The sequence below is a fragment of the Kibdelosporangium banguiense genome (genome assembly GCF_017876405.1).
GTDB classification, from domain to species: Bacteria; Actinomycetota; Actinomycetes; order Mycobacteriales; family Pseudonocardiaceae; genus Kibdelosporangium; species Kibdelosporangium banguiense.
Map to the genome: position 1 here is coordinate 9,832,877 of NZ_JAGINW010000001.1, position 18,925 is coordinate 9,851,801.

At 68.5% G+C, this 18,925-nt stretch carries 12 protein-coding genes; 7 read left to right on the forward strand and 5 right to left on the reverse strand.

From position 1 onward, the window contains the following. Positions 1 to 26: 26 nt before the first annotated feature. Both JOF56_RS44425 and sbnA read left to right on the forward strand, forming a co-directional pair. Positions 27 to 1,190 (forward strand): threonine synthase, encoded by a 1,164-nt coding sequence (locus tag JOF56_RS44425; RefSeq protein ID WP_209645567.1) that lies wholly within the window; start codon positions 27 to 29, stop codon positions 1,188 to 1,190. A 214-nt stretch (positions 1,191 to 1,404) separates the two neighbouring features. Next, positions 1,405 to 2,391: a 2,3-diaminopropionate biosynthesis protein SbnA gene (gene sbnA / locus JOF56_RS44430; protein WP_209645568.1), complete on the forward strand. Its 987-nt coding sequence runs from the start codon at positions 1,405 to 1,407 to the stop codon at positions 2,389 to 2,391. A gap of 131 nt (positions 2,392 to 2,522) precedes the next feature. Here the strand turns inward: sbnA and JOF56_RS44435 are convergent, their stop codons facing one another. From JOF56_RS44435 to JOF56_RS44445, 3 genes are all read right to left on the reverse strand, one after another. Further along, entirely contained in the window at positions 2,523 to 5,270 is a 2,748-nt protein-coding gene (locus tag JOF56_RS44435) for a cation-translocating P-type ATPase (RefSeq protein WP_209645569.1), read from the reverse strand. A 14-nt stretch (positions 5,271 to 5,284) separates the two neighbouring features. After that, positions 5,285 to 6,220: a polyphosphate kinase 2 family protein gene (locus tag JOF56_RS44440; protein WP_209645570.1), complete on the reverse strand. Its 936-nt coding sequence runs from the start codon at positions 6,218 to 6,220 to the stop codon at positions 5,285 to 5,287. A 167-nt stretch (positions 6,221 to 6,387) separates the two neighbouring features. Continuing rightward, a complete protein-coding gene (locus tag JOF56_RS44445; RefSeq protein WP_209645571.1) occupies positions 6,388 to 6,888 on the reverse strand; it encodes a hypothetical protein in 501 nt (166 codons plus the stop codon). Between the two features lie 607 nt (positions 6,889 to 7,495). On the opposite strand from JOF56_RS44445, the gene JOF56_RS44450 reads away from it, so the two are divergent. From JOF56_RS44450 to JOF56_RS44460, 3 genes are all read left to right on the forward strand, one after another. Continuing rightward, positions 7,496 to 8,821, forward strand: coding sequence for a diacylglycerol/lipid kinase family protein (locus JOF56_RS44450; RefSeq protein ID WP_245378651.1), 1,326 nt, complete (start codon positions 7,496 to 7,498; stop codon positions 8,819 to 8,821). A gap of 184 nt (positions 8,822 to 9,005) precedes the next feature. Then, entirely contained in the window at positions 9,006 to 11,390 is a 2,385-nt protein-coding gene (locus tag JOF56_RS44455; protein WP_307855535.1) for an ATP-binding protein, read from the forward strand. 47 nt (positions 11,391 to 11,437) lie between these two features. Next, on the forward strand, positions 11,438 to 13,519 hold the full coding sequence (locus tag JOF56_RS44460; protein WP_209645572.1) for an ATP-binding protein: 2,082 nt from the start codon (positions 11,438 to 11,440) through the stop codon (positions 13,517 to 13,519). Between the two features lie 13 nt (positions 13,520 to 13,532). Here JOF56_RS44460 and JOF56_RS44465 read toward each other — a convergent pair whose 3' ends face one another. Beyond that, positions 13,533 to 14,930, reverse strand: coding sequence for an FAD-binding oxidoreductase (locus JOF56_RS44465; protein ID WP_209645573.1), 1,398 nt, complete (start codon positions 14,928 to 14,930; stop codon positions 13,533 to 13,535). Positions 14,931 to 15,538: 608 nt separating this feature from the next. Here JOF56_RS44465 and JOF56_RS44470 point away from each other — a divergent pair. Further along, entirely contained in the window at positions 15,539 to 17,371 is a 1,833-nt protein-coding gene (locus JOF56_RS44470; protein ID WP_209645574.1) for a glycoside hydrolase family 15 protein, read from the forward strand. Positions 17,372 to 17,459: 88 nt separating this feature from the next. Next, a complete protein-coding gene (locus JOF56_RS44475; protein ID WP_209645575.1) occupies positions 17,460 to 17,942 on the forward strand; it encodes a hypothetical protein in 483 nt (160 codons plus the stop codon). A gap of 149 nt (positions 17,943 to 18,091) precedes the next feature. Here JOF56_RS44475 and JOF56_RS44480 read toward each other — a convergent pair whose 3' ends face one another. Continuing rightward, positions 18,092 to 18,580 (reverse strand): DUF6069 family protein, encoded by a 489-nt coding sequence (locus tag JOF56_RS44480; RefSeq protein ID WP_209645576.1) that lies wholly within the window; start codon positions 18,578 to 18,580, stop codon positions 18,092 to 18,094. Positions 18,581 to 18,925 lie beyond the last annotated feature (345 nt).

Consider the following 18,925-nt stretch of genomic DNA (forward strand, 5'->3'; position numbering starts at 1 on the left):
CACGAAGTACGGAAGGCGGTCACGACGTGGGTAGCGTAATCGGGTCGGCCGGCCTGGCGGGTTGTGAATGGCTGCGATACGACTACAACCCCACGCTGATCGCGCAGGACCGGCCGGAATCGTTCACCATGTGGCGATACCGGCAACTACTGCCGATCGGCGACGGCCCGGTGCGCTACCCGGTACCGATCGGCGGCACACCACTGCTACCCGCACCAGCCCTCAGACAAACACTGGGCATGCCCCACCTCTGGCTCAAAGACGAAACTCGCAACCCAAGCGCGTCCAACAAAGACCGCGCCACCGCACTCGTGCTCGAAGACGGACTACGACGCCACATCGACACGATCACCACCGCGTCCACCGGCAACGCAGCCGTAGCCACCGCCGTCGGCGCCGCAGCAGCCGGCATACGAGCCGTCATCTTCGTATCCACCGACTGCCAGCCCGACAAACTCGCCCTCATGACCCAAGCCGGCGCCTGGGTCTTCCAAGTCCGCCACGGCTACCCGGCCGCCGTCGACCTCTCCCGCACCGCCGCCCACACCTTCGGCTGGCTCGACCGCAACACCGGCGCCAACCCACTCACCATCGAAGCGAAAAAAACCGTCGCCTTCGAGGTATGGGAACAACTCGGCCGCCAACCACCGGACGTAATGATCACCCCCGTCGGCGACGGCCCCACCCTGGTAGCACTCGACAAAGGCTTCACCGAACTCGTCCACTGCGGCCTCGCCACACGCCAACCACGCCTGATCGGCATCCAAGCCGAACACTGCCAACCACTGGTACGCGCCTGGCACGGCACCCCCGCCCAACCAGCCCACCTGGACCCCACCGCCACCATCGCCGACGGCATCGCCGTCGTACGCCCAGCCATCGGCAACGCCGTACTGGACGCGATACACCGCAGCGGCGGAGCACTGACCGCAGTCTCCGACGACGCACTCCTGAGCGCGGTCGCCACCCTGGCCAGCCGGGCCGGCGTCGGCGCCGAACCCGCCGGCGCGGCAGCCCTGGCCGGGCTGGAAATCGCTGTCGAACACGGCCTGGCCGACCCGGCGGAAACCGTGGCCCTCCTGATCACCGGCCGGGAAATGAAAGCCAACAAGGCGACCACCCGCCCGGACCGGATGGCCATCGTCGAAACACTCGACGAAGTCGAGCGGTTTCTGGCAGGCGATTGCTGATCGTGCCAGGGCCGGGCTTGTTATGGCAGGCCGGGACCTGATGCTCATCGACAACATCCGCACCGCGCACAGCAGAGATCCCTTCGAGGGACAGCGCGAAGCGCTCGTCGTGTCCGCTTCGGCGAGCCGCACATCATCAACGACTTCTTCCACGAGCTGCGCCGGCACGGATAAGCAGCTCGAGTGCTCTACCAGACACATGAGGGGTGCAACGGTGCCAGTCATCTCCGTTCCACAGGACTTCAACGAGGAGGAGCTCTACGTCGACCTCCGGTCGATCGTCGGGCACCCGCTCTTCCTGAAGTGCGAAGGCTTCAACTTCGCCGGCTCCATCAAACTCAAAGCCGCCACCGAAATGATCACAGCCGCCGAACGAGACGGCGCCCTGACACCGGGATCGATCCTGGTCGAATCCTCATCCGGAAACCTCGGCGTGGCACTGAGCATGATCGCGGCCAGCAAGGGCTACCAGTTCCTCTGCGTGACCGACTCCCGCTGCAACCTCTCCACCAGACGACTGATGGAAGCACTGGGCAGCCACGTCCACATCATCACCGAACCCGACACCAACGGCGGCTTCCTCGGCGCACGCATCGACCACGTCCGCACCCTCTGCGCCTCCGACAACCGATACATCTGGCTCAACCAATACGCCAACCCAGGCAACTGGAAAGCGCACTACCACACAACAGCACCAGCGATCGCGGCCGCGTTCCCACAACTGGACGTACTGTTCATCGGAGCCGGCACCACCGGCACCCTCATGGGCTGCGCACGCTACTTCTGGGAACGGCACCGGCCAGTACGGATCATCGCCGTGGACAGCGTCGGCTCGGTCACCTTCGGCGGCACACCACGCCGCCGAATGATCCCCGGTCTGGGCACCAGCGTCCGTCCACCACTGCTCGACGAATCCTATGTAGACGACGTGATCCACGTCGAAGAAGCCGACACCATCCGCACCTGCCACCGCCTGGCCCGAAACGGATTTCTCTTCGGCGGCTCCACCGGCACAGTGGTCAGCGGCGCAACAGACTGGCTGGCCCAGCACGACACACGTGCACTCACCGCAGTAGCCATCGCCCCCGACCTCGGCGAACGCTACCTCGACACCATCTACCAAACCAACTGGCTACAAGACCTCTACGGCGAAGACATACTCAATTCCAACAAGCTGACCGCCGGCTCCCAGCCAGTCTGACACACGAGGTGACCACGACATGGGCCGTGTGACCGGGCCGGGCCTGCATAGCTCGACGGATTTGCGTACCTACCGGTCACTGGTAGGCGGAAATCTCCAGATGGCTGGATTGCTGGCCATCGCGAAAGCCATCAACCTGAACCTGTTCGGCCTGATGCCACTGTCCACTGGGGACGATTGGCGTGCCGGCCGCGGGCCGCCAGCTTGCCCAGTTCCCACACCATCAGCAGCACCACCGGCGGCACCATCGCCCAGCCGAACTGCAGCGCGTTCAGCTCCGTGGTGCCGAGCAGCCGCTGGAACGCGTCCATCTGCGTCACCAGCACGGCGAGTACGAACTCCCCGAGCACCACCCAGTTCATCTGCTTGCTGTCGAACGTCTCCGTCGTCAGCACGGACGCGGTCTCGCTGCGGCATTCGAGGCCGGCCACGATGAGGCACAGCGCGAACGTGGTGAAGGCGATCGAGTTGGCGACGCGCGGATCGCCGAAGCGGGACTCGCCCAGGTACAGGACCGCGAGCAGCATCGCACTGATCACCAGGCCTGCCGCCCCGACCGTCACCATCACCCCTTTGCTCACGACCGATGCGCCACGAGGACGCGGGCTGCGGGCCATGAGGCCGGGGCTCTGCCGGTCGAACCCGAGCGCGAAACCGAAGGCCGCGTTGACAACGAAGTGGATCCACAACACCTGCCCGGGGTTGAACGGCTCCCCTGCCGCGATATCGAACAGCGCCGCCCCGAGGAACGTCAGGACGAACACGACCAGCAGGACGAGGACGAACCGGATGTACTTGGTGAGGTTGTCGTAGATCTTGCGGCCCTGCTCGACGGCGAACACGATGGTGGCGAAGTTGTCGTCGGACAGCACCATCCGGCCGGCGTTCTTGGCCACCTCCGTACCGCTGCCCATCGCGATGCCGATGTCGGCGGCCTTGATGGCCGGGGCGTCGTTGACGCCATCGCCGGTCATCGCGACCACATCGCCCTTCTTCTTCAGCGTCTCGGCGAGCAACACCTTGTGCTCGGGGGCGACCCGGCCCAGCACGCCGATCCCGTCGATGCGAGCCAGCCGTTCGGGCTCGGGCAGGGCAGCGAAGTCGGCGCCGAGCATGGCGTCGCCGGAGATGCCGAGCTGCCCGGCGATGGCGGCACCGGTGATGACGTCGTCACCGGTCACCATGCGGACGCGAATGTGAGCCTCCTGCGCGCCGGCAACCGCCTCCTTCGAAGTGTCCCTCGGCGGATCGACCATGCCCACCAGGCTCGTGACCCGCAGCCCCGTGACGTAGCCGAGCAGGTCGCCGTGCGGATCGAATTGCTCGGGGACGATGTCGCGCGTGGCGGCGGCCATCACGCGTTTGCCCTCGCCCTCCATCCGTTCCAGGTGCGCCTGGGCCCGTGCGGACAGGTCCGCGCCCCACGGAATACTCTCCTGACCGGCCAGGGCGGAGCCCGCTCTGGACAGCACGGCCGGCGCCGCGCCCTTGACGAAGCAGCGGATGACCGGGCGCCCCGAGGCGTCTTGGGCCTGGTGGAACGTCGCCATCAGCTTGTAGGTCGGGTCGAAGGGCAGGGTGGCCAGCCGGGGAAACGCCGCGCGAGTGGCGTCGACGTCGACGCCGGCCTTGTGCCCCAGCACGAGCAAGGCCCCCTCCGTGGGATCGCCGACGACCTTTCCTTCGACGAGCTTCGCGTCGCTGGCCACCAGGTAGGGCAGGATGGCGCCCTCGATCGTGTCGGTGGACCCGGCCACGCGATACACGCTGCCCGCCAGGTCGTACCCGCTGCCGGAGATCGTGTAACGATCGGTCGGGTCCACGACCTCGACCGCGGTCATCTGGTTCATCGTGAGGGTGCCGGTCTTGTCGGAGTTGATCGCCGAGGTAAAACCCAGTGTCTCCACCGAGGGCAGGTCCTTCACGATCGCGTTGCGCTTGGCCAGGTCGACGCTGCCGAGCGAGAGGATGGTCTGGGTGACGGTCGGCAGGGCCTCCGGGATCGCGGCGATCGCGAGCGAGACCGCGCTGACGAACAGCGCGTCCCAGGTCTGCCCCCGGTTGAGCCCGAGCACGAACATCACGATCATGGTCAGCCCCGCGGCGGCGGCGATCCACAGGGTGAGCCGGTTGAGCTCCCGAGTCAGCGGTGACTGCTCCGGCGGCGTGGCCGACAGCATCCCGGAGATCCGGCCCAGCTCCGTGGCGGCGCCTGTCGCGGTGACGACCATCGCGCCGCTGCCGTGGGTGACCGGGGTGTGCATGAACGCCATGTTCACCTGGTCCCCCGGGCCGAGCCGGTCGGCAGGGAGCGCCTGCGCGCTCTTGGCGGCGGGCACACTCTCGCCGGTCAGGGCGGACTCGTCGATCTGCAGCGAACTGGCGTGCAGGATCCGCCCGTCCGCAGGCACCTGATCGCCGGCTGCGATGAGCACGACGTCGCCCACGACGAGGTCCTCCGCCGGGGCGACCGCCTCTTGCCCGTCCCGGCGCACCCTGGCGGTCGCCTTCATCATCGACTTCAGCGCGTTCATCGCACTGTCGGCCTTGCCCTGCTGCCGCAACCCGACGACCGCGTTCACCACGGTCAGGATCACCAGCAGGATCGCCGTGGTCCACTGCTGGATCGCCAGCGAGACCACTGCGGCGACGACCAGAATGATCTGCATGTAGCTGCGGTACTCCCCGAGGAACCGCAGCCAGCCCGGCCGTGGTTTCTCCTCCGGCAACGCGTTGGGACCGTTGACACGCCACAACTCCGCTGCGCGGGCCGCGGAAAGCCCCCGGGCGGGGTCGACACCGAGCAAGGCGGCGGCCTCCTCGGCGGTGTGGGCGTACCACGGTACGGTCGGCACCGGGGCTTCGGAACGTTGCGTCATCTCGTCACCCCTTCTCAGGCTCGGCGTGAACCGCCCGCCGTCGTGGGAGGTTTCTCCTCGGCCTCGAGCTCCGCCCTGGCCTTCCGCAGCTCGTCACGAGCCTCGTCGCTCACGCGCGGGTACTGAGGATCGAGTTCCATCAACGTGTGCGCCAGCACCGCACCGGCGCACAGGCGTGCGAACCACTTCCGGTCCGCCGGGATCACGTACCACGGCGCCCAGGGTTTGCTCGTCGCCGACAGCATCTCGGAGAACGCGTGCTGGTAGTCCTTCCAGAAGCTCCGTTCCCGGATGTCGGCGGCGGAGAACTTCCAGTTCCGCTCGGGCACGTCGATCCGCTTCAGGAACCGCGCGCGCTGTTGCTCCCACGACAGGTTGAGGAAGAGCTTGACGACGGCGAACCCGTTGTCGGTCAGGTACCGCTCCCAATCGTTGATCTCGCGGTACCGCCTGGCCCACATGTCCTTGCCCACAGACGCGCCGGGAAGGTGCTGCCGGTCCAGGTTCTCCGGGTGCACCCGGACCACGAGGACCTCCTCGTAGTGCGACCGGTTGAAGATCCCGATCTCGCCGCGGGCGGGCAGCCGGCACGCGTAGCGCCACAGGTAGTCGTGGTCGAGCTCCTCGGCCGAGGGGACCTTGAAGCTGCTCACCTTCACGCCCTGCGGGTTGACCCCGCTCATCACGTGCCGGATCGTGCCGTCCTTGCCACCGGCATCGAGCGCCTGCAGGCACAACAACACCCCGTGGGTCTTCTCCGCGGCCAGCCTGCGCTGGTACTCGGCGAGCAGTTCGACCCCGGCCCGCAACAGCTCGCGGCCTTCCCGCTTCTTCGTGACCCCGGCCTTGAAGGCGGGGTCGAAGTCCTTGGCCAGTCTGACCTTCGAACCCGGCTCGACGCGCAGTGGCTCGATGAAACTCGCTATCCGCTTGGCCCGTACGTCGTTCATCCGACGCCTCCTCGGTGCCGGCCTCCGGTCGAGGCTCGGCGGATTGTCCCGTCCTGTCGAGGGTCTTTCGTCCCCCTCCGATGTGGACACCGTGGACACCATCGCGTCCGATGTGGACTCCGCCGCGGCCGTGTTCCGCGAAGAGACGAACACCGACTGGATCCCCTTCAGTGCAGGTGAACCAGAACGAGGTTCTTCATCAGGATCATGACGACGCCGAGCAGCCCGGCCGCACAGGTCATCCCGATCAGCGCCGATCCACGCAGCTGGGCGTCCCGCGCCGCCGACCACGCGTGGTACATCAGCAGCACCACCGCCGCGGCCAGCCCGATGTTGGCCGCGGTCACCGGCGAGGCGCCTGCCAGCCGGACCAGCAGCAGCGCGGCGAGCGGGCCGTAGGAGGCCGTCACCATGGGCCAGGTGGCGCGCAACTCCGCGACAATCTGCGCCCGCCCGGGGAACCTGCCGTCGTGGACGTGCCCGCCCAGCAGTTCCGCGTATTCCTCGGCCGTCCAGTAGACCAGGAGCGTGACCACGACCGCGATCGTGAGGGGCACAGTAGGCAGCTGCCCTCCCGCCGCGGTCAGGATGGCCGCGGTGACGATCGCCCCGTAGATTCCCGCGGCCCGGCGCCGCCCGGCGAACCGCTCAGCCGTCCGGCCTGCCATGTCTCGCTTCCCCATTCTGTCCGAAACGGACGGAAAGGCAACAGCGACTCGGTCCGGCGAACCGCACCCGCCCGCTCTGCACCGTTGTCCGCCCGCCCCTTTCTCTCGGCCACAGTCCCGGGCAGCGCGACCACGGTCCGGGACAGGAATGTTGCCGACGGTCCCGCACCGCCCGGTGAGACCGGCGGGCCCCGAGGCTCCTTCATGCGAGCGAGGCTAAGACGGCGGCACCGCGTCCTGCTCATCCCGGCCGGGTGAATCGGGCGCCTCGCGTACATCCGCCGTCGGAACGCACGCCCCCGCGGAATGGTTACCGGTTGGCGCCGCGAGACGGCCGACGCGCCACTGCTCCCCGTCCCGGGACTTCCGGTTCGCCTCGACAATGCCCTGCGCTGCCAGGGCGGGCACTCCGGCCACTGCCAGGTTCGCCGGCCGACAGCAGCCACAGGACCAGCGAGACATACAGCAGCGCCGGGGCGTCTGGCTGGGGCAGCACCCAGCCACACGTAAGACAAGCTCCAAGCCTCCTCCGCGCCGGGTGAAGCCCGCCGCAGCAGATTCGGAGACAGTGTTGGCCTCCGACAGGAGAGGATGGTGATGACCGGGCATGCGGTTCGCTCCCCCGGCGGCACGGCGCGGCTTCGCACTCGTCGCGCTGGCCACTGGCGCCGCGTCGCTCGTCCTCACGGCTACCGTGCTATTGCGCGATCCGCTCGAGGTGATCGCCGCCGTCCTGCTCGTCGGCTGCGCGATCGCCGCCGCGTGGGCGGCGCTGGTCCACCGGGGACGGCGCCGTATTGCGGCCGCCGCGATCGCCGTGCTCGCGCTGGCCGCCACTGCGGCCCTGCCGGATCTGCGCGCGTACCTGTGGTTCCTGGTGGTGGCCGCCTTGGTCGCGCTATCCGCGGGCGCGACCAGGGCCGCATTGGGGCAGGCATCCTCCAGTGCCGTCAGCCGGACCGGGCCGGCGCGTCATGGCGTCCTGCTGGTGAACCCGCGCTCCGGCGGCGGAAAGGCCACCTGGTTCGGCCTGGCCGACAAGGCCCGCGCCCTCGGGGTCGAGCCCTTCGAGCTGCGGCCGGGCGACGACCTGCGGACGCTGGCCGAGCAGGCGGTCGCAAACGGTGCGGACGTACTCGGAATGGCAGGGGGCGACGGATCCCAGGCATTGGTCGCCGACGTGGCCCGCCAGCATGGCGTGGCGTTCGTCTGTGTCCCGGCGGGCACCCGGAACCACTTCGCACTCGACCTTGGGCTGGACCGCGACGACGTGCCCGCGGCGCTGGCCGCGTTCGGCGACGCCGTCGAACGGCGCGTCGACCTGGCCGAGCTCAACGGGCGAGTCTTCGTCAACAACGTCTCGCTCGGCGTCTACGCGGCCGCTGTCCAGTCGCCCGCCTACCGAGACGCCAAGGCGGCGACGGTGGTGCGGCAGTTGCCCGACCTGCTCGGCCCGGACGCGCAACGCCCGGACCTGCGATTCGCTCTGCCCGACGGAACCCGTCGCGAATCGGCCGATCTCCTGCTCGTCTCCAACGACCCGTACCGGCTGAAGCACCTGAGCGGGTTCGGCACCCGGGAGCGCCTTGACGCCGGAACCCTTGGCATCGTCACCGTGACGGTGAACCGGGCCGCGGAGGTCCCCGCGCTGATCTCGGCCGAGATAGCGGGCCGGATCTCACGATTTTCCGGCTACCGGTCGTGGTCGGCACCGGAGTTCGTGGTGGACTCGGGACGCCCCCTGATCGAGGCGAGCCTCGATGGCGAAGCGATGCGCCTCGCGCCTCCCCTGCGTTTCCGGATCCTGCCCGGCGCACTGCGGGTCCGCGTACCCCGCGACGCACCGGGCACGTCCCCGGCAGCAACACTGCCGTCCGGAACGCGAGCCACGGTCGTCGCGCTGCTCCAGGTGCTGGGCGGCCGGGCGAGCTGACCGCCCCAGCTCTCACACCTGCTGTGGTGTATTGGTCACCGTTCTTCCTGGCCGGGTGGCGTCTAGTGGCCATTGTCGACACTGCGTCTCTCCTGCCGTTCCGCCATCCGGGTTGCTGCGGCATTCTGAAGGCCGGGTTTTGCCTGCTGCCCGGGTCTTCTTCGGGTGTGGAGGTTTGTGCAGTGTGACGGAAGGTCACAGTGAGTGCATCGCGGCGATGCCGGGCACCACCAGGTCGCGGCAGCATGGCGACAATCTTCCGGCGGAGCTCAGCAGTTTCGTGGACCGCCGAAGAGAGATTTCCGAGGTCAAACGGCTGCTGTCCAGCACTCGGCTGCTGACGTTGACCGGTGTCGGTGGGGTGGGCAAGACCCGGTTGGCGTTGCGGGTGGCGGCCGGGGTGCGGCGGGCGTTCGTCGACGGGGTGTGGCTGGTCGAGCTGGCCGCGCTACAAGACCGGACGCTGCTGGAGCAGACGGTCGCGGACACCGTGGGGCTGCGGGATCAGTCCGCGCGGTCGCCGCAGGAGGTCGTGGTGGACTACCTGCGAGACAAGCAGCTGCTGCTGGTGCTGGACAACTGCGAGCACCTGGTGGACCGGTGCGCGGGGCTGACGACCGATCTGCTGGCGGTGGCACCGGGCTTGCGGATCCTGGCCACCAGCCGACACGCGCTGTGTGTCTCGGGCGAACACGTTCTCGCGGTACCGCCCCTACCGGTGCCGGCCCCTGAACATCTACCGCAGCAAGGGAAACTGGACGGCAACGAGGCAGTACGCCTGTTCGCGGAGCGCGCCGCGCTCGTTCGGCCCGGCTTCGAGGTCACTACCGGTAATCACGGGACGATCGCGCGGATCTGCCAGCAGCTGGACGGGCTTCCGCTGGCGATCGAGCTGGGCGCGGCGTGGCTGCGGGCACTCTCGCCGGAGCAGCTCCTGCACCGGCTGGACGACCGGTTCCGTCTCCTGCGCGGAGGTAGCCGGGCGGTGCCAGCCCGCCATCAGACGCTGCGGGCGGTGGTCGACTGGAGCTACCAGCTGTGCTCACCGCCCGAGCAGACCCTGTGGGCGCGGGCCTCGGTGTTCGCCGGCGGGTTCGACCTGGACGCGGCCGAGGCCGTCTGCGGCGGGGACGGCATCGACCGCGACCGGGTGCTCGATCTGGTGGCCGGGTTGGTGGACAAGTCGATCCTGATCAGGGAGGACCAGCACCACGCTCCCCGGGTGCGGTATCGGCTGTTGTACACCATCGCCCACTACGGGCAGGACGCCCTGCGGGCGGCCGGGCGGGATGCGGTGCTGCGCCGACGGCACCGGGACTACTACCTGGATCTGGCCGAACGAGGCAACACCGAGTGGTTCGGCCCCACCCAGCCCGAGGTGTCCGCCCGCACCCGGCGCGAGCATGCCAACCTGCGCCTCGCGCTGGAGTTCTGCCTGAGCACCCCCGGTGAATCCCAGGCTGGGCTGCGGCTGGCCGCGGCCCTGCACTTCTACTGGCACTGCGGCCACGTGGCCGAGGGACGGCACTGGCTGGACCGGGCACTGACCCTGGACGCCCAGCCGGGCAGGGTGCGGGCCACCGCACTGTGGGGCAACGCCAACCTCGCCCTCCTGCAGGGCGACCTCTCCGCCGCCACGGCCATGGCGGAGCAGTGTCGCGGCTGGGCCCAGCTGCACGGTGACCAGACCGTGCTGGCGTACGCCTTGTTCATCCAGGGAGCCGTCGCACGGTTCCGCGGCGACTTCCGGCGCGCGCGGGCCCTGCTGGAGGATGCCCTGGGGCGCTTCGAGGCCCTCAGCGAACTGAACAGCATGGTGATCATCACCTATGTCACGCTGTCCGCGACAGCCGTTTTCCAGGGTGACCTCGCCCGTGCCATCACGCTGAGCCAGCATGCTCGCGCGCTCTGCGAGAGGCACGGCGAGCAATGGGCCCTGGGCTACGTGCTCGACGCGTTGGCCTTCGCCGAGTGGACGCGGGGCGAGTTGGCGCTGGCGAGCACGCACAACAAGGACAGCCTCCGGGTCATGCGCATCTTCGACGACACCTTCGGTACGGTGTTGACGGTCGAGCAGCAGGCATGGCTCGCCGGGACGGCTGGCGAGGACGAGCGGGCCGCGGTGCTGCTCGGCGTGACGCAGCAACTGTGGTCCCTGGTTGGCGGCCAACCCTTGTTCGGCTCCTCAGATCACCTGGCCGCACACGAGACATGCGAGCAGCAGGCCCGCCGTGCCCTAGGCGACCGCGCCTTCCGAGCCGCGTTCGGCCGGGGCGCCGACCTCGACCTTGACCTGGGGATCGCCTACGCGCTCGGCGAGAAACCCGCGCCCGCCACCCCGGCCGCCACCACGACGGATACCGCGGGGACGCCATTGACCCGACGGGAGCAGCAGGTCGCCGAGCTGGTCGCGGAAGGACTGTCCAACAAGGACATCGCTGCCCGGCTGGTGATCGCCCAGCGCACCGCGGAAGGTCACGTGGAACGCATCCTGGCCAAGCTCGGCTTCACCAAACGCACCCGGCTCGCCGCGTGGGTCATCGAGCAACGGGAAGGCCTGGACCGGTGATGGCCGGCGGCGGATCGGATCGGCCGGCGGGAAATCTGCCGGGTGAGGTGACGAGTTTTGTGGGTCGTCGGCGCGAGACCGCTCAAGCCGTACGGCTGGTGCGGCGGGCGCGGCTGGTCACGCTGACCGGGGTGGCCGGGGTCGGCAAGACCCGGCTGGCGTTGCGGGTGGCCGCCCAGGTGCGCGAGGCGTTTCCGGATGGTGTGTGGCTGGTCGAGCTGGCCGCGCTCACCGAGGACAAGCTGCTGGCTCCCACGCTGGCCGACGTCATGGGTATCCAAGATCGGCAGGGGCAGCGGTCTGCCATGGACGTGCTGGCGGACTACTTGGAGGACAAACAGTTGCTGCTGGTGCTGGACAACTGCGAGCACCTGCTGGACTCGTGCGCGGTGCTGGCCGGCGAGCTGTTGAGGGTGGCGCCGGGAGTGCGGGTCCTGGCCACCAGCCGGCAAGTCCTGGGAGTGGCCGGGGAGTACCTGTTGGAGGTGCCGCCACTGTCGGTGCCGGATCCGGAACAGTCGATGACCACGCGGTCTGTGGCGCGGCATGAGGCGGTGCGGCTGTTCACCGAGCGGGCAGCGCTCGCCCGGCCCGGATTCGCGGTCGATGCGCACAATCGCGCCACGATTGTGCGGATCTGCCGCAGGCTGGACGGTATCCCCCTGGCCATCGAGCTGGCGGCGCTGCGGGTCCGGGCGCTGCCGGTGACCGAGATCCTGGCCGGGCTGGACGACCACCTGGGGTTCCTTGCCGTCGGGAACCGGATCGCGGTCCCGCGTTTGCAGGCTCTGCGGGCGACGATCGACTGGAGCTTCGCGCTGTGCTCGCCGCTCGAGCAGCAGCTGTGGGCCCGGGCGTCGGTGTTCGCCGGTGGGTTCGACCTGCAGGCAGCCGAGGCGGTCTGCAGCGGCCAAGGCATCGCGCGGGAGGATGTCTTCGAGCTGGTGGCCGCGCTGGTGGACAAGTCCGTCCTGCCCCGAACCCGCGATGACACCGACCCCGTCGCGCGCTACCGGATGCTGGAGGCCATCCGCCAGTACGGCGAGGAACAGTTGGCGGCATCCGGCCAGCAGACGGCCACGCGCGCACGCCACCGGGACCACTACCGGTGGCTGGTCACATGGGCGGAGCAGGAGTGGCTAGGCCCGAACGAGCAGGCATGGTTCGCAACTTTGCGCCGCGAGCACCCCAACGTGCGGGCCACGCTGGAGTTCTGCCTGACCGAACCCGGTCAGGCACGGGCCGGGCTGGAGATCACCGCTGCCCTGTTCCACTACTGGGTCCGCTCCGGCACGCACACCGAGGGCCGCTACTGGCTCGACCAGGCCCTGGAGCTGGACCCGGAGCCGAGTCCGCAGCGGGCCAAGGCCCTGTGGACCGGTAGCTGGCTCGCCCTGCTGCAGGCCGACATGGCTACCGGGTTGTCCCTGCTGGAGCAAGGCCGTGCGCTGGCGCACCAGCTCGGGGACGAGCCTACCCTCGCGCACACCACGCTGGGTTTTGGTGTGGCCGCGTTCTTCCAGAACGACCTCGACCGCGCGGTCCCGCTCCTCGAGGACGCCCTGGCCCACCACCAGACGCTCGACGACCCGACCGGCGTCTGGCTCGCCTTGATCAGTCTGACTCTGACCACCGCGGCCCTCGGGAACCCGGATCGCGCGGCCGACTTCGGCGAGGAATGCCTGGCTCTGTGCGACAGCCGGGGTGCGTACCCGTCCACGACCTACCCGCTCTGGGCGCTCAGCTTCGCCAAGTGGCTGTCCGGCGACCGGCAGCAGGCCACCAGGCTGATCCGGGACGGCCTCCCCGCCACGCAACAATTCGACGATCGGTGGGCCCTCGCCCACAACCTTGAAACGCTGGCCTGGATCACGGAAGCGGATGGCCGGCACACACGCGCCGCACGACTACTCGGCGCGGCCCACACCATCTGGCGCACAACCGGGACGCTTCCCTGCGGCCCGAGGTTCTTCGTCCCCTTTCACGACCACTGCAAACACCACATTCGCGCCGCGCTCGGGGACGACCAGTTCACCGCGGCCTTCCAGCACGGCACCCGATTCACCCCCGACCAGGCCATCGACTACGCCCTCGAAGAGACCAGCGAACAAGTGATCAGACCGTTCTGACGGCATCAAGGAACTAACGATCGGCCCCTTTGGCGGGCTGGATGTTCTGGTTGATGTGGAACACGTTGTCCGGGTCGTAGCGGTCCTTGATCTGGGCGAGCCGGTTGTAGTTGCCGCGGTAGGACGCTGCGACCCGGTCCTGTCCCTCGTCCATCAGGAAGTTGACGTAGGCACCGCCGGCCGAGGTCGGGTGCAGCTCCTGCCAGTAGTCCCGGGCCCACTGCGAGATGACGCCAGCGTTGGCCGGGTCCGGGTCGACGCCCACAATGACCCCTGCCCAGCCGCCGTCCCGGTAGGCGAAGGCGGTCGCGTCGGCGGGCACGCGGCTGGCGGCGCCGTCGATGGGGTAGAGGTGCATGGTGGAGTGGCCGGTCGGCAGTTGCGCGCCGTACTTGCTGTGCACGGCGATCGCGGCGTCGGAGATCTCGTTGAAGAAGTCCGCCCGCCAGTACCATTGCAGCCCGGCTGGGTAGAGGCCGTCGAACGCACTCTGCAGCGCGGTGAACGGCATGTCGTGCAGGCCGACCAACAACGGTGAGCCGTACGTCATGATCGGCTCGAGCACCTCGTCGGCGTAGGCGTGCGATCCGGTGTAGCACCAGACGATGGCGCACGACTTGCGGCCCCAGAGCTCCTCGGGAAACGGCGCAGCGGGCGGGATGGTGAGCAGCGCGCACCAGCCGCTGAGCTCCTCCGGCAGCGACGGCAGTAGCTCTCGGTACCAGCGCATCACCTCGGCGGTGTCAGCGAAGTCGTACAGCACGGGACCACCGATGATCGCGCCGCGCTCACCGATGTCGTGGCAGCGGAAGGTGAACGACGTGACAACCCCGAAGTTCCCGCCGCCACCGCGCAAGGCCCAGAACAGGTCGCTGTGGGAGCTGTCGCTGGCCGTCACGAACGTGCCGTTGGCGAGCACCACATCCGCGGCGAGAAGATTGTCGATGGTCAGGCCGAAGCGCCGGGCAAGGTAGCCGATGCCGCCCCCGAGCGTTAGACCGGCCACGCCGGTGGACGCGAGGAAGCCTGAGGGAGTCGCCATGCCGAACCCGACGGTCGCGTGGTCGACGTCGCCCCAGGTGCAGCCCGCGTCGGCGCGGACGGTGTGGTTCTCGGGGTTGACCGTGGTGCTGCGAAGCAGGGAAAGGTCGATAACCAGAGCGTCGTCCCATACCCCGAGGCCGGCGGCGTTGTGACCGCCACCCCGTACGGCGATCTCCAGGTCGTGTTCACGGCCGAAACGGACACAGGCGATGACGTCGACGGTGTCCCGACAGCGGGCGACGGCCGCTGGCCGCTTGTCGATCATGCCGTTGTAGACGGCACGCGCCTCGTCGTACCCGGCGTCCAACTGGGTGATGAGGTCGCCCCGCAGGGCGGCGGCCAGACCTTCGTACGGCGTGGTGGTCATGTGGCGCCCTTCCACTACGGCGCTCTACCGTCAAACGCAAGCACCACCGATGGTGAGGAACTACCCTCGTTCTCCGGAGAACGCCCGCTGAACACTCAAGCAAACTCCTTGAGCCGTCGTAAATCGACCTATCCGTCCATTGTTTACAAAACTATCGCCTGACTGAAGAAATGAGGATCATACCTCCCGGGCTCATACACAGGAAGCAACTGAATGGCGAGTTGGCGTCAATAACAGAAATAGGCCACTTTAACCTGCCGCTTTCGCGCGATTCAGGGTGACACGGGCTGTAGGTGGGCAGGAGTGCCTGTCCTGCAAGGGAAACTGGTGTTCGCGAAGACCTCGGAACCCACACACACTGCTCATCACCTCGCAGGGGTGACTGGGCCGTGCCGCAGAGCGGCGACGCACGCCGCTCACCGGAATTGCGCTGCCCCCTGACGCCGGGATCGCACCGAGTGCTGGGCGTCCGGGCGCTTCGCTCCTCCGGTACGGGTGATGCGTCCGATGCCGGTTCCCGGGGACGGTGGGTTGGTTCCGGGGACGGTACGCGAGGAGGAGTGCCCCGCGGGCCACGTCTCCTTGTGTGCGCACCTCGAGGGGTTGTCATGGCCGAGGCAGCGATCGCCGACCACGGGTTGATCGGCGATCTACAGACAGCAGCGCTCGTCAGCACGGATGGGTCGGTCGACTGGTTCTGTTGCCCGCGTTTCGACTCGCCGAGCGTGTTCGGTGCCCTTCTCGACGACGAGCGCGGCGGGCACCTGCGGGTGCAGCCGGCGGGCCGGGACTACGAGTCGAAGCAGATGTACTTCCCGGACACCGCCGTGCTCGTCACGCGGTTTCTCACAGAGACCGGCGCGGGCGAGGTCGTCGACTTCATGCCGCCGTCGGGCCCGGAGCCGACCGGGAACCACCGGCTGGTTCGGATGTTGCGCTGTGTCCGCGGCCGGATGAGCTTCGAGGTGGACATCGCCCCGCGATTCGACTACGGCCGTAGAGCGCACCGTACGGAACTGACCGAGCACGGGGCGGTGTTCAGCACCGATGCCCTGACGTTGACCCTGCACGCGGTGCGGGAGCCTGGGGACGCCCGGCTGGCGCAGGCGCGCGTGGACGAGGGTGACGTGCACCTGTCGATCGACCTTACGGCCGGGGATGTGCGCGGAGTGGTGCTGGAGTCGGGAGCGGACGGCCCGCCGCGGGAGATCCGGTTGGCGGAGTTCCAGCGACTGTTCGACCACACCGTCGCTTTCTGGCACTCGTGGCTCACCGGCTCGACCTACACCGGGCGCTGGCGGGAGGCAGTGGAGCGTTCGGCGATCACGCTCAAGCTGATGACGTATGCGCCGACCGGCGGGCTCGTCGCCGCCCCGACGACGAGCCTGCCCGAGCAGGTGGGCGGCGAGCGCAACTGGGACTACCGCTACACGTGGGTGCGGGACGCGTCGTTCTCCGTCCGCGCCCTGCTCCGGCTGGGCTTCACCGAGGAGGCGGCGCAGTTCGCCGCCTGGATGTACGACCGGGTGACCGAACGGGTCGGCGGCGAGGGCGGCCCGCTCAACATCATGTACCGGATCGACGGCTCCTCCGACCTCACGGAGGAGGCACTGGAGCACTGGTCCGGCTATCGCGGGTCGCGCCCGGTCCGGATCGGCAACGAGGCCGCGGACCAGCTCCAACTCGACATCTACGGCGAGGCGCTGGACAGCATCTTCCTCGCCGACGAGCGGGCGCTGCCGGTCGGGCACCGGGGCTGGGTCGCGATCTGCGAGGTGCTGGACTGGCTTGCCGCGCACTGGGACCAGCCGGAGGAGGGCATCTGGGAGACTCGCGGCGGGCGCCAGGACTTCACCTACGGGCGCCTGATGAGCTGGGTGGCGTTCGACCGCGGCCTGCGGCTGGCGGTCACACACGGGCGACCGGCCGCCGTCGACCGCTGGACGCAGGCTCGGGACGCGATCTACAACCAGATCATGACCAAGGGCTGGAACGCCGAGCGCCGCGCGTTCGTCCAGCACTACGCCAGCGACGTGCTCGACGCTTCGCTGTTGAAGATGCCCGGCGTCGGGTTCATCTCCCCGCTCGACCCGATGTGGGCTGACACGCTGAGGGCGATGGACGACGAGCTGGTGACCGACAGCCTCGTCCACCGCTACGACCCGGAGGCCTCACCCGACGGCCTGCGCGGCTCCGAGGGCACGTTCTCACTCTGCTCGTTCCTGTATGTCGACGCGCTCGCCCGGACAGGCCGGCTCGATGACGCCCGGCTCGCCTTCGAGAAGATGCTCACCTACGCGAACCACGTCGGGCTCTTCTCCGAGGAGATCGCTCTCACCGGTGAGCAGATCGGCAACTTCCCCCAGGCCTTCACCCACCTGGCGCTGATCGACGCCGCGATCACCCTCGACCAGGCCATCGACCGTGCGGCCCGGCGATGACCGAACGGTACGAGGAAAAGCCCGCGGTGGCGGACCTCACCCGGAACATGCGAAGCGTTCGCCGGGGGTACTCCCGACCATGAACCGTGTGATCGCTCGACATGCCGCTCTGGTGTTCTGCGCGGCGTTGGCCCTCACGGGCTGTACGTCGGCCACGAACGACCAGCCCAGTCAGAAAACCACGACGACCACGACGACCGGGCCCGCTACGACCGTGTCGATCCGACCGGAGTGCGTCAACGTCGCGGACAAAGCACACGCGCTTCTCACCCAGATTGGCCGACTGACCACTGGGGACGCGACCCCCGACCAGGTGCGCGCCGCAGCGGGCGAGTTGTCCGACGCGTTCGACGATGCCAAGGCGACCGTCGGGCCCGACACCCGCGCGCACCTGGACAAGGCCGGACAGGCCCTGCGGCGGGTGCAGGATGCGCTGAACGCGCAGCCGATCGACACCGCCAGCCTGCGCGCGGCCACGAACGACCTCGTCGCCGCATTGGGCGACGTCGCCGCCATTTGCGCCCCGAGCTCGTCGACGACTGCGACGGTCACCACGGCACCGACGTCGTGAGCGGCTCAATCAGGGTCCGTCGGCCTGTCCGGCTGGTCCGGCGGCCACCGGTTGGTCGAAGAACACGAAGACCAGTACGGCGAGCCCGACCGCGTGCCGGCAGTGAGCGAGACCGACGGCTGACCCGCGACAGCTTGGGTCGGCGGGGTTCACCGTTCGCGCCACTGGGTCGTGGAGGCGGCCGAGTCGGCCCAGGTGTCCCATTTGCGCCGGGCGCTGGCCGCCACACCGAGCAGCAGCAGTGTGATTGTCAGGCCGATCAGGAAGTTGAGCACCGCCGTGAAGATCCTGCTCTCGAGTCTGACGTCCAGGCTGAGCGGGAGCACGACGGCGACCAGCGTGAGCAGGACCATGATCGAGCCGAAGAACCGGGTCGCGTTCGGTGTGGTTACCAGCAGCAGGTGCATCAGTCCAGCGGCCACGAGCGCGCACCCGGCGGACACCAGGGAGTAGGTGAGGGTGTTGGCATTACCCCACGCACCTTCCCCTTTGGGCGCGAGTACGGCGACGTCAAGCAAACCACGGGCGATGAGAATCCCGACGACGGCAAGCAGAGCCGCGACCACTGCGGTGGCGCCACCTCCGGCCCACAGGCGGTCGATGTCGAACGAGCGTGTCGAGTCCGGACGCCGAGTCATGGCGACACTCTCCCGCCACGTCGATGCCGGAGTGCCAGGCCGTACAGTCCACTTGGGAGTCCTGGCACTCCCATCCCGGTCGGAGCCAGGCAGTGTCGCCGTGTCGCGGGGATGGTCGCGCTGCGATTGTGGCGATTGGCCGTCCTGGTTGTCATGGTTCACATCTCCCCTGAGCGGGATTGATCCAAATCGTTCGATCATGGCCGGCCATACCGTGCCTCCTTCGTGTTGATCCGAATCAGGGGCAGCTTCGCGTCACATGAAGGTGGATACCCGGCGTTCACGCACTGACACGGGTACCGGAGCGGCGCGTGGCGCCCGGACTATGGCCGCAACAGGGGAGCT

What these genes read in the sequence shown, in the direction of transcription:
- JOF56_RS44450 (WP_245378651.1), top strand. Translation starts at nt 7,496, where the DNA reads ATGCGGTTCGCTCCCCCGGCGGCACGGCGCGGCTTCGCACTCGTCGCG.
- JOF56_RS44440 (WP_209645570.1), bottom strand. Translation starts at nt 6,220, where the DNA reads ATGAACGACGTACGGGCCAAGCGGATAGCGAGTTTCATCGAGCCACTG.
- JOF56_RS44445 (WP_209645571.1), bottom strand. Translation starts at nt 6,888, where the DNA reads ATGGCAGGCCGGACGGCTGAGCGGTTCGCCGGGCGGCGCCGGGCCGCG.
- JOF56_RS44470 (WP_209645574.1), top strand. Translation starts at nt 15,539, where the DNA reads ATGGCCGAGGCAGCGATCGCCGACCACGGGTTGATCGGCGATCTACAG.
- JOF56_RS44435 (WP_209645569.1), bottom strand. Translation starts at nt 5,270, where the DNA reads ATGACGCAACGTTCCGAAGCCCCGGTGCCGACCGTACCGTGGTACGCC.
- JOF56_RS44480 (WP_209645576.1), bottom strand. Translation starts at nt 18,580, where the DNA reads ATGACTCGGCGTCCGGACTCGACACGCTCGTTCGACATCGACCGCCTG.
- JOF56_RS44465 (WP_209645573.1), bottom strand. Translation starts at nt 14,930, where the DNA reads ATGACCACCACGCCGTACGAAGGTCTGGCCGCCGCCCTGCGGGGCGAC.